We start from the raw sequence: 12,952 nt of genomic DNA on the forward strand, positions 1-12,952 counted from the left end.
GTCCGATCGACGGGGTATGGGGGGCCGGTCTCCCTGTACCCCGTTGTCCCGGCGCGTCGCCCCGCTTTGTATGCCGTAGGGGCGCTACGCGCGTAGACGGCCCCCGTCCCCAGGAGTGTGCGCCATCAACGCGTCCAGCAGCCCTCCGGCCGGAGCGGCGGTCCACGGTCAGGCGACCGCCGTCGAACTCGCCGGGATCACCAAGCGTTTCCCGGGTGTCGTGGCCAACCACGACATCCACCTCAGCGTCCGCAAGGGCACCGTGCACGCCCTCGTCGGCGAGAACGGCGCCGGCAAGTCCACGCTGATGAAGATCCTCTACGGCATGCAGAAGCCGGACGAGGGCACCATCACCATCGACGGTGAACAGGTCACCCTGCACAGCCCGGCCGACGCCATCACGCGCGGCATCGGCATGGTGCACCAGCACTTCATGCTGGCCGACAACCTCACCGTGCTGGAGAACGTGGTCCTCGGCAGCGAGAAGCTGTACGGCATCGGCGCCAAGGCCCGCCGCAAGATCAAGGAGATCTCCGAGCGCTACGGCCTCGGCGTCCGCCCCGACCTCCTGGTCGAGGAACTCGGCGTCGCCGCCCGCCAGCGCGTGGAGATCCTCAAGGTCCTCTACCGCGGCGCCACCACGCTGATCCTCGACGAGCCGACCGCCGTGCTCGTGCCGCAGGAGGTGGACGCGCTCTTCGCCAACCTGCGCGAGCTCAAGTCCGAGGGCCTGTCGGTCATCTTCATCTCGCACAAGCTGGGCGAGGTCCTCTCCGTCGCCGACGAGATCACCGTGATCCGCCGCGGCACCACCGTCGGCACGGCCGTCCCCGCCGAGACCACCCCGCGCCAGCTCGCCGAGATGATGGTCGGCAGCGAGCTGCCCACCCCGGAGACCGCCGAGTCCACGGTCACCGACCGCCCGGTGCTGAGCGTCGACAAGCTCCGCATGGCCGCCCCCGGTGGCAAGGCGCTCCTGGACGACATCTCCTTCACCATCCACGCCGGCGAGGTCCTGGGCATCGCAGGCGTCGAGGGCAACGGCCAGACCGAGCTGGTCGACGCGCTGATCGGCCTGCGCCACGCCGACTCCGGCACGATCGCCCTCGCCGACGAGGAGATCACCGCCTGGCCGACCCGCAGGCGCCGCGAGCAGGGCGTCGGCTACATCCCCGAGGACCGGCACCGGCACGGCCTGCTCCTGGAGGCCCCCCTCTGGGAGAACCGCATCCTCGGCCACGTCACCGAGAAGCCCAACGCCAAGGGCGTATGGCTGGACCCGAAGGCCGCGCAGGAGGACACCCGCCGCATCGTCGAGGCCTACGACGTCCGCACCCCCGGCATCGACGTCACCGCCGCCTCGCTCTCCGGCGGCAACCAGCAGAAGCTGATCGTCGGCCGGGAGATGAGCCACAAGCCGCGCTTCCTGATCGCCGCCCACCCCACCCGCGGTGTGGACGTCGGCGCGCAGGCCGCGATCTGGGACCACATCCGCGAGGCCCGCCGCGAGGGCCTGGCCGTGCTGTTGATCTCCGCCGACCTGGACGAGCTGATCGGCCTGTCCGACACGCTCCGGGTGATCTACAACGGCCGGCTGGTCGCCGACGCCGACCCCGCCACCATCACCCCGGAGGAGCTGGGCTCCGCCATGACCGGCGCCGCGACCGGTCACCTGGAGCACGACGAGACCCCCGAGACCCCGGCAGACAGCCCCGAGACCCCCGAGATCCGCAAGTCTCCCGAGTCTCCGGAAGACGAGGCCCGCTGATGAAGAAGTTCGACAAGGAGCGCGTGCTCCTCGCGGTGGCCGGACCGGTCATCGCGCTCGCCGTGGCCTTCGTGCTGGTCGCGATCGTGCTGGTGGCTTCGGGCAAGAACCCGGTCGAGCCGTTCGCCCTGATGTTCGAGCAGGCCGGGTTCTCCGACATCCAGGTCCTGATCCTGAACCAGGCCTCGATGTACTACATCGCGGCGCTCGCCGTGGCCATCGGGTTCCGGATGAACCTGTTCAACATCGGTGTCGACGGCCAGTACCAGCTCGCCGCCATGATGGCCGCGATCGTCGGCGCCCACATGAACCTGCCGGCCGCGATCCAGATCCCGCTGCTGCTGCTCACCGCGATGCTCACCGGCGCCTTCTGGTCCGGCATCGCCGGTGTCCTGAAGGTCACCCGGGGCGTCAGCGAGGTGGTCGCGACGATCATGCTCAACGCGATCGCCACCTCCGTCATCGGCTACCTGTGGCTGCCGACCGTCTTCGGCGTCAAGGTCGGCAACAACAACACCACCGGCGAGATGCACTCCTCGGGCTGGGTGCCCGGCATCGACATGGGCGCGGCCGGCGAGATCTACGGCCTGGTCGTCCTTGCCGTGCTCCTCGGCATCGGCTACTGGGTCGTCCTCAACCGCACCCGCTTCGGCTTCGACCTGCGCGCCTCCGGCGCCTCCGAGTCCGCCGCCGCGGCCTCAGGCGTCGACCCCAAGCGGATGACGCTGACCGCCATGCTCATCTCCGGCGCCCTCGCCGGTCTCGCGGGCCTGCCGATCCTGCTCGGCGACACCCACACGTACAGCCTCAACTTCCCCACCGGCATCGGCTTCCTGGGCATCGGCATCGCCCTGCTCGGCCGGAACAGCCCGGTCGGCATCGCGTTCGCCGCGCTGCTGTGGGCCTGGCTCGACAAGGCCTCGCCGGAGCTGGACTTCCACGGCTACGACAAGGAGATCGCGGTCATCATGCAGGGCCTGATCGTCCTCTCGGTCGTCGTCTCCTACGAGGCCGTCCGCGAATGGGGCCTGCGCCGCCAGCAGCGCCGGGTCGGCGCCGAACTCGCCGCCGGTCACGTCCTCGGCGCCCACAACACCAAGGAGGTGGCTGGCCGATGACCACCGCGACCGACGTCAACCAGCCCACGCTGCAGCCCGCGGCGCCGACCGGCCGCCGCCTCTCGTGGCCCGTCCTGCTGCTGATCATCGCCGGAGCCCTGGCGCTGATCTCGCTCGTCCGCATCGTCACCGGCGCCGACGGCATCACCAACGTCAGCCAGATGTCCACCGCGCTCCAGCTCGCCGTGCCGATCGGCCTCGCCGGCCTCGGTGGCCTGTGGGCCGAGCGCGCGGGCGTGGTCAACATCGGCCTCGAAGGCATGATGATCCTCGGCACCTGGTTCGGTGCCTGGGCCGGCTTCCAGTGGGGCCCGTGGACCGGTGTCCTCGTGGGCATCCTCGGCGGCGCGATCGGCGGCCTGCTGCACGCCTTCGTCACCGTCACCTTCAACGTCAACCACATCGTCTCCGGTGTGGCCATCAACATCCTCGCCCTCGGCGCCACCCGCTACCTGGCCCCGTTGGCCTTCGAGGGCCACGCGGGCGGCTCCGCCAAGCAGTCGCCGGCGGTCGAGTCCCTCGGCAACTTCACCGTCCCGGGCCTCTCCGACGGACTGCGGGAACTCAACAACCAGGGCTGGTTCCTGATCTCCGACCTCGCCGGCCTGCTCGGCGGCCTGGTCACCAACGTCTCCTGGCTGACCCTGGTCGCCATCGCGCTGATCCCCGCCACCTGGTGGATCCTGTGGCGCACCGCGTTCGGCCTGCGGCTGCGGTCCTGCGGCGAGAACCCGGTGGCGGCCGAGTCCCTCGGCGTGAACGTCTACAAGTACAAGTACATCGCGGTCGTCATCTCCGGCGGCCTGGCCGGCCTCGGCGGTGTCTTCCTCTCCATCGTCGCCAACCCCTTCTATCTGGAGGGCCAGGTCAGCGGACGCGGCTACATCGGCCTCGCCGCGATGATCTTCGGCAACTGGATGCCGGGCGGACTCGCCATCGGCGCCGGGCTGTTCGGCTACACCGACAGCCTCAACCTGCGCGGCGGCTCCGAGAACGTCCACGCCCTGCTGCTGCTCGGCGCGCTGCTGCTGATCATCGGTGCGATCTGGATGGTGATCCGCAAGAAGTACGTGAACGCGGCGATCACCCTCGTCGCCGGCGCCCTGTTCTTCGCCTGGTACGCCACCACCAACGAGGTCCCCAACCAGGTCGTCTCCGCCACGCCGTACGTCATCACGCTGGTCGTCCTCGCGCTCTCCGCGCAGCGCCTGCGGCCGCCCAAGGCCGACGGCCTGCCGTACCGGAAGGGACAGGGCAAGTGACACCGCCGGCCGAGGTCGACTGGGAGGCGCTGCGCGCGGAGGCCCGCGAGGCCATGACCCACGCGTACGCCCCCTACTCGGGCTACGCCGTCGGGGTCGCCGCCCTGGTCGACGACGGACGCACGATCAGCGGCTGCAACGTCGAGAACGCCTCCTACGGGATCTCCCTGTGCGCCGAGTGCGGGCTGGTCTCGGAGCTGCACCGCACCGGCGGCGGCCGGCTGACGCACTTCACGTGCGTGGACGGCCGGGGCGAACTGCTCGTCCCGTGCGGCCGCTGCCGTCAGCTGCTGTACGAGTTCGGCGGCCCGGGCCTGCTGCTGGACACCCCGGCGGGCATCCTGCCGCTGTCGGAGATGCTGCCCCACGCCTTCGGGCCGGAGCACCTCTCCTCGTAACTCCCGTACGGCCCCTGGGACCCCGTCCGCAGGGGCCGTACTCTTCGCAATCCCCGGAAGGAAGCCCAGCATGGCCATGGACGCCATCTCCGTCATCCGCACCAAGCGCGACCGCGGTGAGCTCAGCGACGAGCAGATCGACTGGGTCATCGACGCGTACACGCGCGGCGAGGTGGCCGACGAGCAGATGTCGGCGCTCGCGATGGCCGTCCTGCTCAACGGCATGAACCGCGGCGAGATCGCCCGCTGGACGGCGGCGATGATCGCTTCCGGCGAGCGCATGGACTTCTCGTCCCTGTCCCGCCCCACGGCGGACAAGCACTCGACGGGCGGCGTCGGCGACAAGATCACGCTTCCGCTGGCACCCCTCGTCGCCGCCTGCGGCGCGGCCGTCCCGCAGCTCTCCGGCCGGGGCCTCGGCCACACCGGCGGCACCCTGGACAAGCTGGAGTCGATCCCGGGCTGGCGGGCGCTGCTCTCCAACGAGGAGATGCTCTCGGTCCTGGACGGCGTGGGCGCGGTCATCTGCGCGGCCGGCGACGGCCTCGCCCCCGCCGACAAGAAGCTGTACGCGCTGCGCGACGTCACCGGCACGGTCGAGGCGATCCCGCTGATCGCGTCCTCGATCATGTCGAAGAAGATCGCGGAGGGCACCGGCTCGCTGGTGCTCGACGTGAAGGTGGGCACGGGCGCCTTCATGAAGACGCTGGACGACGCCCGCGAACTGGCCTCCACCATGGTCGGCCTGGGCACGGACCACGGCGTGCGGACCGTCGCCCTGCTGACGGACATGTCGACGCCGCTCGGCCTGACGGCGGGCAACGCGCTGGAGGTCCGCGAGTCCGTGGAGGTCCTGGCCGGCGGCGGCCCCGCGGACGTGGTCGAGCTGACGCTCGCGCTGGCCCGCGAGATGCTGGACGCCGCGGGCATCCGCGACGCCGACCCGGCGAAGGCGCTGGCCGACGGCTCGGCGATGGATGTGTGGCGCCGGATGATCGCGGCCCAGGGCGGAGACCCGGACGCCGCGCTGCCCACGGCGAAGGAGCAGCACGTCGTCAAGGCCTCCGCGTCCGGAGTCCTCACCCGCCTCGACGCCTACGACATCGGCGTCGCCGCCTGGCGCCTGGGCGCCGGCCGCGCCCGCAAGGAGGACCCGGTGCAGGCCGGCGCGGGTGTCGAACTCCACGCCCGGCCCGGCGACGCCGTGACCGAGGGCCAGCCCCTGCTGACCCTGCACACGGACACCCCCGAGCGCTTCGACTACGCCCTCCAGGCGGTCACCGGCTCCTACGACATCGCGTCCCCCGGCACGGACTTCACCCCGTCCCCCGTGGTGCTGGAACGTATCGCCTGACCTCGGCTTTCCCCTTCCGGGTGAACGGGATCGGTGGACCGCCGCCGGTCCCGTTCGGCATGCTTGGATCGGTGACGCACCGAAGAGGAGACCGCCATGAGCGCACTCACCGTGAGCCAGGACCCCGAGCGGAGCTGGGACGACCTCGTCCGGTTCTGGGAGGAGATGGAATGGCCTGAGGGCAGCAAGGTGGAGATCATCGAGGGGATCATCACCGTGTCACCTGCTCCCGCTTACCGCCACAATCTCATCGCGGAAAGCATCCAGCGTCGCCTGTACTCCGTGATTCCCCCAGAATGGGGGATCTTCCAAACCTTGGCCATTGCCGTGCCCTCACGTCTCGGAATGCTCATCCCCGATCTCGTGGTGGCCCCGCGCCGGGAGGACATGGAGTCGGACACCCACATCCCGGCCGCCCTCGCCGAACTGGTCGTCGAGGTGACCTCGAAGTCGAACGCCCGTCACGACCGCATCAGCAAGCCCGCCGCCTACGCCACCGCGGGCATCCCCCTCTACCTGCTCGTCGACCGGTGGGCTCCCGACGGCCCCACCGTCACGCTGTACGGAGAGCCTAAGGGCGACGTGTACCGCACTCTGAGCACCGCCAAGTTCGGCGAGTCCCTCAAGCTCCCGGCGCCTTTCGACCTCGTCGTCGACACCAGCGAGTTCCCGCAGGACTGACTCAGCCGAGGAGCGCCGCCACTGCCACGAGGACCGGGACCGACAGGATCGTGGAGAGCAGGATCGCCTCGCGGGCCAGGACCTCGCCGACGCGGTAGCGGCTCGCGTAGGTGAACAGGTTCTGCGCGGCGGGCAGGGCCGACGTCACCACCACGTCGAGCAGGGCCGCGCCCTTCAGACCGAAGACACCCGCCGCCAGGGCCCAGGCGGCGAGCGGCTGGGCGAACGCCTTGAGCCCCACCGCGAGCAGCACCGGTCCCCGCTCCCCGCCGCGCAGCGGGAGGGTGCTGCCACGCAGCGAGATGCCGAAGGCCAGCAGAACGGCCGGGACGGACATGTTCCCGATCAGCGTCAGCGGGTCCATGACCGGGCCGGGGACACGCACACCCGACGCCGACACCGCCACCCCCGCCAGGGAGCCGAGAGCGATCGGATTGCGCAGCGGGGTGAGCAGACGCTGCCACAGCGGCCGCTTCGCCCCGCCCCCGGCCGAGAGGTCCAGGATCGTCAGCGCGACCGGGGTGACCCCCACCAGCTGGAACAGCAGCACCGGCGCCACCAGCGACGCGTCACCCAGCACGTACACCGCGATGGGGATGCCCAGGTTCCCCGAGTTGACGTAACCGGAGCACAGGGCCCCGACGGTCGTACGGCCCACCCCCCAGCGGCGTGCGGCACCCACCGCCACGAACACCCCCGCCACCGCCGCCGTGCTCAGCGCCGTGACCAGGAGCCGGCTGGAGAAGACCACCGACAGGTCGGCGCCCGCGAGGGTGGTGAAGAGCAGGGCGGGGGAGGCCACATGGAACGCGAGCTTGGTGAGCACCTCCCGCCCCTGCGCACCGAGGTGTCCGCGCACCCCGATCACATAACCGGCCGCGATGACCACCGCGATCACCGCGAAGCCGCTCAACACCCCCTGCACGAAGCCCCCTTGACGGGGACGCGTAGTGCGGCTGTCGCGGGCGGCGGAAGTGGTCCATGGCGCATACACCCAACCCTCGGGGGCGCCCCTCGCCCAGGTCAATGTGATCCTCGCGGCGCGACGAGGCGGCCACCGGCGATGAGTTATGGCGGCCCCGCCGGTCTACCGGTTCGTGGACGCCATGACCCCTGCCGAGATCGTGCTCGCCGGCCCCGTCACCCGGGACGAGGTGACAGGGCTCTGCGACGACGTGCGGGCGTTGCTGGAGAACACCCGGGCACCGGTGGTCGTATGCGATGTCGCGGGGATCGGCCCACCCGGCCTCGCGACCGTCGACCTGCTCGCCCGGCTGGCGCTGACGGCGAAGCGGGCCGGACGCGGGATCCGGCTCCGCGACCCCGACCCCGCGCTACACGCCCTTCTCGACCTCGTCGGTCTCCGCTTCGAGGTGGAGGGGCAGCCCGAACAGCGGGAACCACCGCTGGGTGTCGAGGAAGCAGTGGAAACCGGTGATCCGTCCGTCTGAGATCTCCAGCACCTGCACCGCCCACGGCGTGAAGCCGCCCGACTCCGGGTCCGGCTTGTAGTGCGCGAAGCCCGGCAGGCCGTTGACCTCCACGGGACGCAGTCGGGAGCCCGCGCAGGCGGAGCCGATGGTGGTCATGAAGCCGGTGATGTCGGCCGGGCCGCGCAGCCACAGATCGAACGGCGGCATCGTCATCACCGCGTCCTCGTGGAGCAGGGCGGTCAGCGCCGTCATGTCGTAGCCCTCGAACGCCGCGACATACCGCTCCAGGAGCTTTTGCTGCTCCTCGTCCAGGGCGTCGGACACCACCGCGTCGGAGCCGGTGTCCGAACGCTCCGCGAGCGTCGCCCTCGCCCGCTGCAGGGCGCTGTTGACCGAGGCCACCGAGGTGCCGAGCAGCTCGGCGACCTCGCTCGCCTTCCAGGCCAGCACCTCGCGCAGGATCAGCACGGCGCGCTGCTTGGGCGGCAGTTGCTGGAGGGCGGCCATGAACGCCAGCCGCACGGACTCCTTGGCGACGGCGGCCTCCGCCGGATCGGCGGTCGAGGGCAGCACGCGGGCGTCCGGCATCGGCTCCAGCCAGGTGTGGTCGGGGCGCGGCGACAGCGCGGCCCGGGCGAGCGAGGTGGCCTCCGACAGGTCCATCGGCCTGGCGCGCTTGTTGCCCGCGTTCAGCATGTCCAGGCACACGTTCGTCGCGATCCGGTAGAGCCAGGACCGTACGCTGGAACGTCCCTCGAACTTGTCGTAGCTGCGCCAGGCGCGGACGAGGGTGTCCTGGACCGCGTCCTCCGCCTCGAAGGACGAGCCGAGCATGCGATAGCAGTAGCCCGTCAGCTCGACCCGGTGTTTCTCCAGTGTGGCGTCGAGATCCGTCGTCGTCGCCGTGCCGTTGCTCATCGTCCACCCACCCCTGTGGCCGTTCCCTGTGCCGCGCACCGTTGCACCCAGCACTTCGGAAGCTACCGCAGCCCACTGACAATGGCCCCCCGACTCAAAAAACCCCCACCCCACAACCCCCACCCCACGGCGCCCCGAGCCCGCTGCGCCGCGCTCGCGTACAGGTCTGCCGCAGAGCCCCCGCGACCCACCCGCCCGCGGCGGGGAGGGCTGACGGCCCACGCGCCGGGTGCCCGGTGCCGCACTCGCGCACGGCGGGAAGGACCCGTCCCACCAGGCGCGAAGCCGCAGTCGCCCGCGGCGATGGGGAACCGCTTGCTCAGACGTTGGTCGCACGTCGCCGCAGTCGCCCGCGGCGCGGAGGGACCGGCTTTCTGCGGCGTCAGTCGCATGGCGCCGCACCCGCCCGCAGCGCGAAGGGACCGGCTTGCTCAGGCGTTGGCCGCATGGCGCGGCACCCGCCCGCGGCGCGGAGGGACCGGCTTGCTGCGGCGTCAGTCGCATGGCGCGGCACCCGCCCGCGGCGCGAAGGCATCGGCTTTCTGCGGCGTCAGTCGCATGGCGCGGCACCCGCCCGCGGCGCGAAGGCATCGGCTTTCTGCGGCGTCAGTCGCATGGCGCCGCGCCCGCCCGCGGCGCGGGGGGGACCGGTTTTCTGCGGCGTCAGTCGCATGGCGCCGCAGTCGCCCGCGGCGGGAAGGGGGTGGGTCGGGGGGTGTCCGCCCGCAGCGGTTGGCGCGTCAACCCGGGTGCGTCGGTGAGAGACCGATTCCGCGCCGTTCCGAGGACGGACACCCCCCGACCCGCCCCCGACGAGACAAGCACCCGCCGCGCGCCATCAACCCCCACCGGAGAGCCACAGGCGCCGCAGGCATCGCACCGAACGCGCTACGCGGCCACCCGCGTCGCAGCCACCCGAGCCGCCCGTGACCCCAGCAGCGTGATCCCCACAACCCCCAGCACCGCCAGCAGCCCCACGCACACGGTGCCGCTCCAGCCCCCCGCGTGAAAGGCCATCGCCCCCAGCGTGCTCCCCGCGCTGGAACCGACGTAGTACGCCGACTGGTACAGCGCGGACGCCTGTGCCCGCCCGTGCGTCGCCGTCTTGCTGACCGCCGACGACGCCACCGCGTGCCCCGTGAAGAAGCCCGCCGTGATCAGCACCAGCCCCAGCAGCACCAGCACCAGCGAGTCCGCCAAGGACAGCACCAGCCCCGCCGCGGTGGTACCACCGCCCAGATACAGCGCCCCCCTGCGCCCGAGCCGCCCCACCATCCGACCCGCCGTGGACGCCGAGACCGTCCCCACCAGGTAGACCAGGAAGATCGAGCCGACCACACCCTGCGGCAGCCCGAACGGCGCCTCACTCAGCCGGTACCCGATCACCGTGTACACCCCGCCGAACACCGTCATGAACAGCGCGCCGATCGCGTACAGCCGCCGCAGCAGCGGATTGCCCAGATGCTCACGCACCGTCCCCACCAGCACCCGCGGCCGCACCGACGCCGCCGAGAAGTGCCGCGGCGCCGGCAGCAGCACCCGGAACGCCACCGCGCACCCCACCGCCAGCACCCCGAGCGCAGCGACGGCCACCCGCCAGCCCCACTCCTGCGCGACCCACCCGGTGATGACCCGCCCGCTCATCCCCCCGACGCTGTTGCCCGCGACGAACAGCCCGATCGCCGTGACCAGCGCCTTCGGCCGGACCTCCTCCGCCAGATAGGCCGTCGCCACCGCCGGCACCCCCGCCAGCGCGGCCCCCTGCACCGCCCGCAACGCCACCAGCGTGGTCAGCGACCCGGCGAACGGCACCAGCAGCGCCACGCCCACCGCGACCGCCAGCGACAGCGTCATGACCGTGCGGCGTCCGAACCGCTCGGACAGCGCGCTCATCGGGATCACGAACAGCGCCAGACCACCCGTCGCCGCCGCCACGGTCCAGCTCGCCTCGCTCGCGCTCACCCCGAGGTCCCCCGAGATGAGGGGGAGCAGAGCCTGGGTGGAGTACAGCAACGCGAAGGTCGCCACTCCCGCGAGAAAGAGGGCGAGACTCATCCGGCGGTAGTCGGGCCCGCCCGGGACCATGCGAGAGTCGGCGGAAGGAGCGGAAGGAGCGGTAGGAGCGGAAGGGGCGGCGTCCACGACGGTGGACGCCCCGGTACTGGCGGGAGTCATGCTTCGAAGCTACGTACGCTCCCGCTCATCCGTCCAATGCATGGAATCGTCATAATCGTTCCCATGGTGCATCAACAGAGCTCACGGCCGCGGCTGTCACCAAGCAGTGACACAGAAGACATCGTCACACTCCTCGCCCCGCGCCTCGCGCACTTCGCCGGCGTCGCCCGCACCGAGCACGTCACCCGGGCCGCCCAGGAGATGAACGTCCCCCAGTCCACCCTCTCCCGCGCCATGGTCCGCCTCGAACAGGACCTCGGCGTCGACCTGTTCGCCCGCCGCGGCCGCACGGTCTCCCTGACCGCCGCGGGCCGCACGTTCCTCGCCTCCGTGGACCGCGCCCTCGCCGAGATCGAGCGCGCCGCCGACGAGGTGCGCGCCGACGCCGACGCCACCACCGGAAAGGTCGCGTTCGGCTTCCTGCACACCATGGGCGCCGAGACCGTCCCCGGCCTGCTGCACGCCTTCCGCGCGGACCACCCCCGGGTCCGTTTCAGCCTCGTCCAGAACTACGGCGAGGCCATGCTCGAACGCCTGCGCACGGGTGAACTGGACCTCTGCCTGACCTCGCCGGTCCCCGACGCCCCCGACCTGGTGGCCCGCCGGCTCGACGAGCAGAAGCTCCGCCTCGTCGTCCCGGCCGAGCACCGCCTGGCCACCCGCCGGCGCATCCGCCTCGCCGAGGCGGCGGAGGAGAACTTCGTCACCCTGGAACCGGGCTACGGCCTGCGCCGCATCACCGACGACCTCTGCCGGGAGGCCGGCTTCAAGCCGCGGGTCGCCTTCGAGGGCGAGGAGGCGGAGACCCTGCGCGGCCTGGTGGCCGCCGGCCTGGGCGTGGCGCTCCTGCCGCCCCCGGCGGTGGCCCGGCCGGGCGTGGTCGAGCTGACGGTCACGGCACCGCGCGCGGCCCGCGAGATCGGCGTGGCCTGGCTGGAGGGCCACCCGGACACACCCCCGGTGGCGGCCTTCAAGAAGTTCCTCCTCTCCAGAAGAGGCAACCTGCTCCCGACCTGACGGGGACGCGACGCCGGGGGCCGCGGCGACACCACCTCATCGACGCAGGGACCGCCCGAACCCCGCGGCCAGCGGCATCCGCAGACCGATCGGCGGCGGCGCGGCCAGCGCGTCCTCCACCGGCCGCGAGAAACCCCGCCCGAAGAGCACCCCCATCACGAAGTCCTCGGCCAGGGCGAGCACTTCGTCGCGGTACTGGTGCAACCCGTGCCGGTCCGCGTGCACTTCGAACCGGCACACGTCCCGGTTGGCCTTCTTCGCCCGCGCCGCGTACCGGAACGACAGCTCGGGATCGGTGCGCTGGTCGTTGGTGCCGTGCACGATCAGCACCCGCCGCCCCACCAGCTGCTTCACCGGTTCGGGTGAGGCCGCCACATCGTCCTCCGGCAGCCAGGGAGCAAGGGACAGCACGGAGTTGACGGCCTCGTGGCCGCCCGCGTGCAGCGCCGCCCGCCCGCCCATGTCGATCCCGGCCAGGCAGACCGGGACGTCGCCGTAGCGCCGGACCGCCTCGTCGGCGGCCCAGGAGGCGTCCCGGGCCAGATGCGCGTCGCTGCCGTTCCACCCCCGGTAGCGGTAGTGCACCACGTGCGCGGCCAGCCCCTCGGCCCGTCCCGCACGTGCCAGCCTGCGCCCCAACCCCCGTACGGACGCGGACGCGAGCAGGGGGGAGGGCCTGCGGGCGGAGCTCGCCTCACCGCCGGGGAGCAGCAGCACCACTGCGCTCACCGCCGTCGGTTCCGGACCGAACGCCCGTCCCAGCCGGGCCGTGCGAACCGGCGTCGCTTGCTGTGCCATGACAGAACAGTGTCAGAAGCGCCGGTGTAC

At 71.7% G+C, this 12,952-nt stretch carries 12 protein-coding genes; 8 read left to right on the forward strand and 4 right to left on the reverse strand.

Going from position 1 to position 12,952, the window contains the following annotated elements:
* Positions 1-115 precede the first annotated feature (115 nt).
* The 6 genes from ACZ7LV_RS37895 (at position 116) to ACZ7LV_RS37920 (ending at position 6,581) form a co-directional block, all read left to right on the forward strand.
* On the forward strand, positions 116-1,768 hold the full coding sequence (locus tag ACZ7LV_RS37895) for an ABC transporter ATP-binding protein (protein WP_471945915.1): 1,653 nt from the start codon (positions 116-118) through the stop codon (positions 1,766-1,768).
* Positions 1,768-2,886 (forward strand): ABC transporter permease, encoded by a 1,119-nt coding sequence (locus ACZ7LV_RS37900; protein WP_471945916.1) that lies wholly within the window; start codon positions 1,768-1,770, stop codon positions 2,884-2,886. The genes ACZ7LV_RS37895 and ACZ7LV_RS37900 overlap by 1 nt, the downstream gene beginning before the upstream one ends.
* A complete protein-coding gene (locus ACZ7LV_RS37905; RefSeq protein ID WP_471945917.1) occupies positions 2,883-4,148 on the forward strand; it encodes an ABC transporter permease in 1,266 nt (421 codons plus the stop codon). The genes ACZ7LV_RS37900 and ACZ7LV_RS37905 overlap by 4 nt, the downstream gene beginning before the upstream one ends.
* On the forward strand, positions 4,145-4,546 hold the full coding sequence (locus tag ACZ7LV_RS37910; RefSeq protein WP_471945918.1) for a cytidine deaminase: 402 nt from the start codon (positions 4,145-4,147) through the stop codon (positions 4,544-4,546). Before ACZ7LV_RS37905 ends, ACZ7LV_RS37910 begins: the two co-directional genes overlap by 4 nt.
* A 70-nt stretch (positions 4,547-4,616) precedes the next feature.
* Entirely contained in the window at positions 4,617-5,900 is a 1,284-nt protein-coding gene (locus ACZ7LV_RS37915) for a thymidine phosphorylase (protein ID WP_471945919.1), read from the forward strand.
* 96 nt (positions 5,901-5,996) lie between these two features.
* Positions 5,997-6,581 carry a Uma2 family endonuclease gene (locus ACZ7LV_RS37920; protein WP_471945920.1) on the forward strand — a complete coding sequence of 195 codons (585 nt, stop codon included), beginning with the start codon at positions 5,997-5,999 and terminating at the stop codon, positions 6,579-6,581.
* A gap of 1 nt (position 6,582) precedes the next feature.
* On the opposite strand, the gene ACZ7LV_RS37925 is transcribed toward ACZ7LV_RS37920, so the two are convergent.
* A complete protein-coding gene (locus ACZ7LV_RS37925; protein WP_471945921.1) occupies positions 6,583-7,506 on the reverse strand; it encodes an AEC family transporter in 924 nt (307 codons plus the stop codon).
* Positions 7,507-7,651: 145 nt separating this feature from the next.
* Between ACZ7LV_RS37925 and ACZ7LV_RS37930 the strand changes: the two genes are divergently transcribed.
* A complete protein-coding gene (locus ACZ7LV_RS37930; protein ID WP_471945922.1) occupies positions 7,652-8,032 on the forward strand; it encodes an STAS domain-containing protein in 381 nt (126 codons plus the stop codon).
* Here the strand turns inward: ACZ7LV_RS37930 and ACZ7LV_RS37935 are convergent.
* Both ACZ7LV_RS37935 and ACZ7LV_RS37940 read right to left on the reverse strand, forming a co-directional pair.
* Positions 7,916-8,932 carry a sigma-70 family RNA polymerase sigma factor gene (locus ACZ7LV_RS37935; protein ID WP_471945923.1) on the reverse strand — a complete coding sequence of 339 codons (1,017 nt, stop codon included), beginning with the start codon at positions 8,930-8,932 and terminating at the stop codon, positions 7,916-7,918. The two genes, ACZ7LV_RS37930 and ACZ7LV_RS37935, sit on opposite strands and share 117 nt — an antisense overlap.
* 888 nt (positions 8,933-9,820) lie before the next feature.
* A complete protein-coding gene (locus ACZ7LV_RS37940) occupies positions 9,821-11,107 on the reverse strand; it encodes an MFS transporter (protein WP_471945924.1) in 1,287 nt (428 codons plus the stop codon).
* Between the two features lie 63 nt (positions 11,108-11,170).
* On the opposite strand from ACZ7LV_RS37940, the gene ACZ7LV_RS37945 reads away from it, so the two are divergent.
* Positions 11,171-12,124 (forward strand): LysR family transcriptional regulator, encoded by a 954-nt coding sequence (locus tag ACZ7LV_RS37945; protein WP_401672404.1) that lies wholly within the window; start codon positions 11,171-11,173, stop codon positions 12,122-12,124.
* A 36-nt stretch (positions 12,125-12,160) separates the two neighbouring features.
* On the opposite strand, the gene ACZ7LV_RS37950 is transcribed toward ACZ7LV_RS37945, so the two are convergent.
* Complete coding sequence (locus tag ACZ7LV_RS37950; protein ID WP_471945925.1) at positions 12,161-12,922, reverse strand: alpha/beta fold hydrolase; 762 nt, start codon at positions 12,920-12,922, stop codon at positions 12,161-12,163.
* Positions 12,923-12,952 lie beyond the last annotated feature (30 nt).

Source organism: Streptomyces sp. NPDC107562 (genome assembly GCF_055657325.1).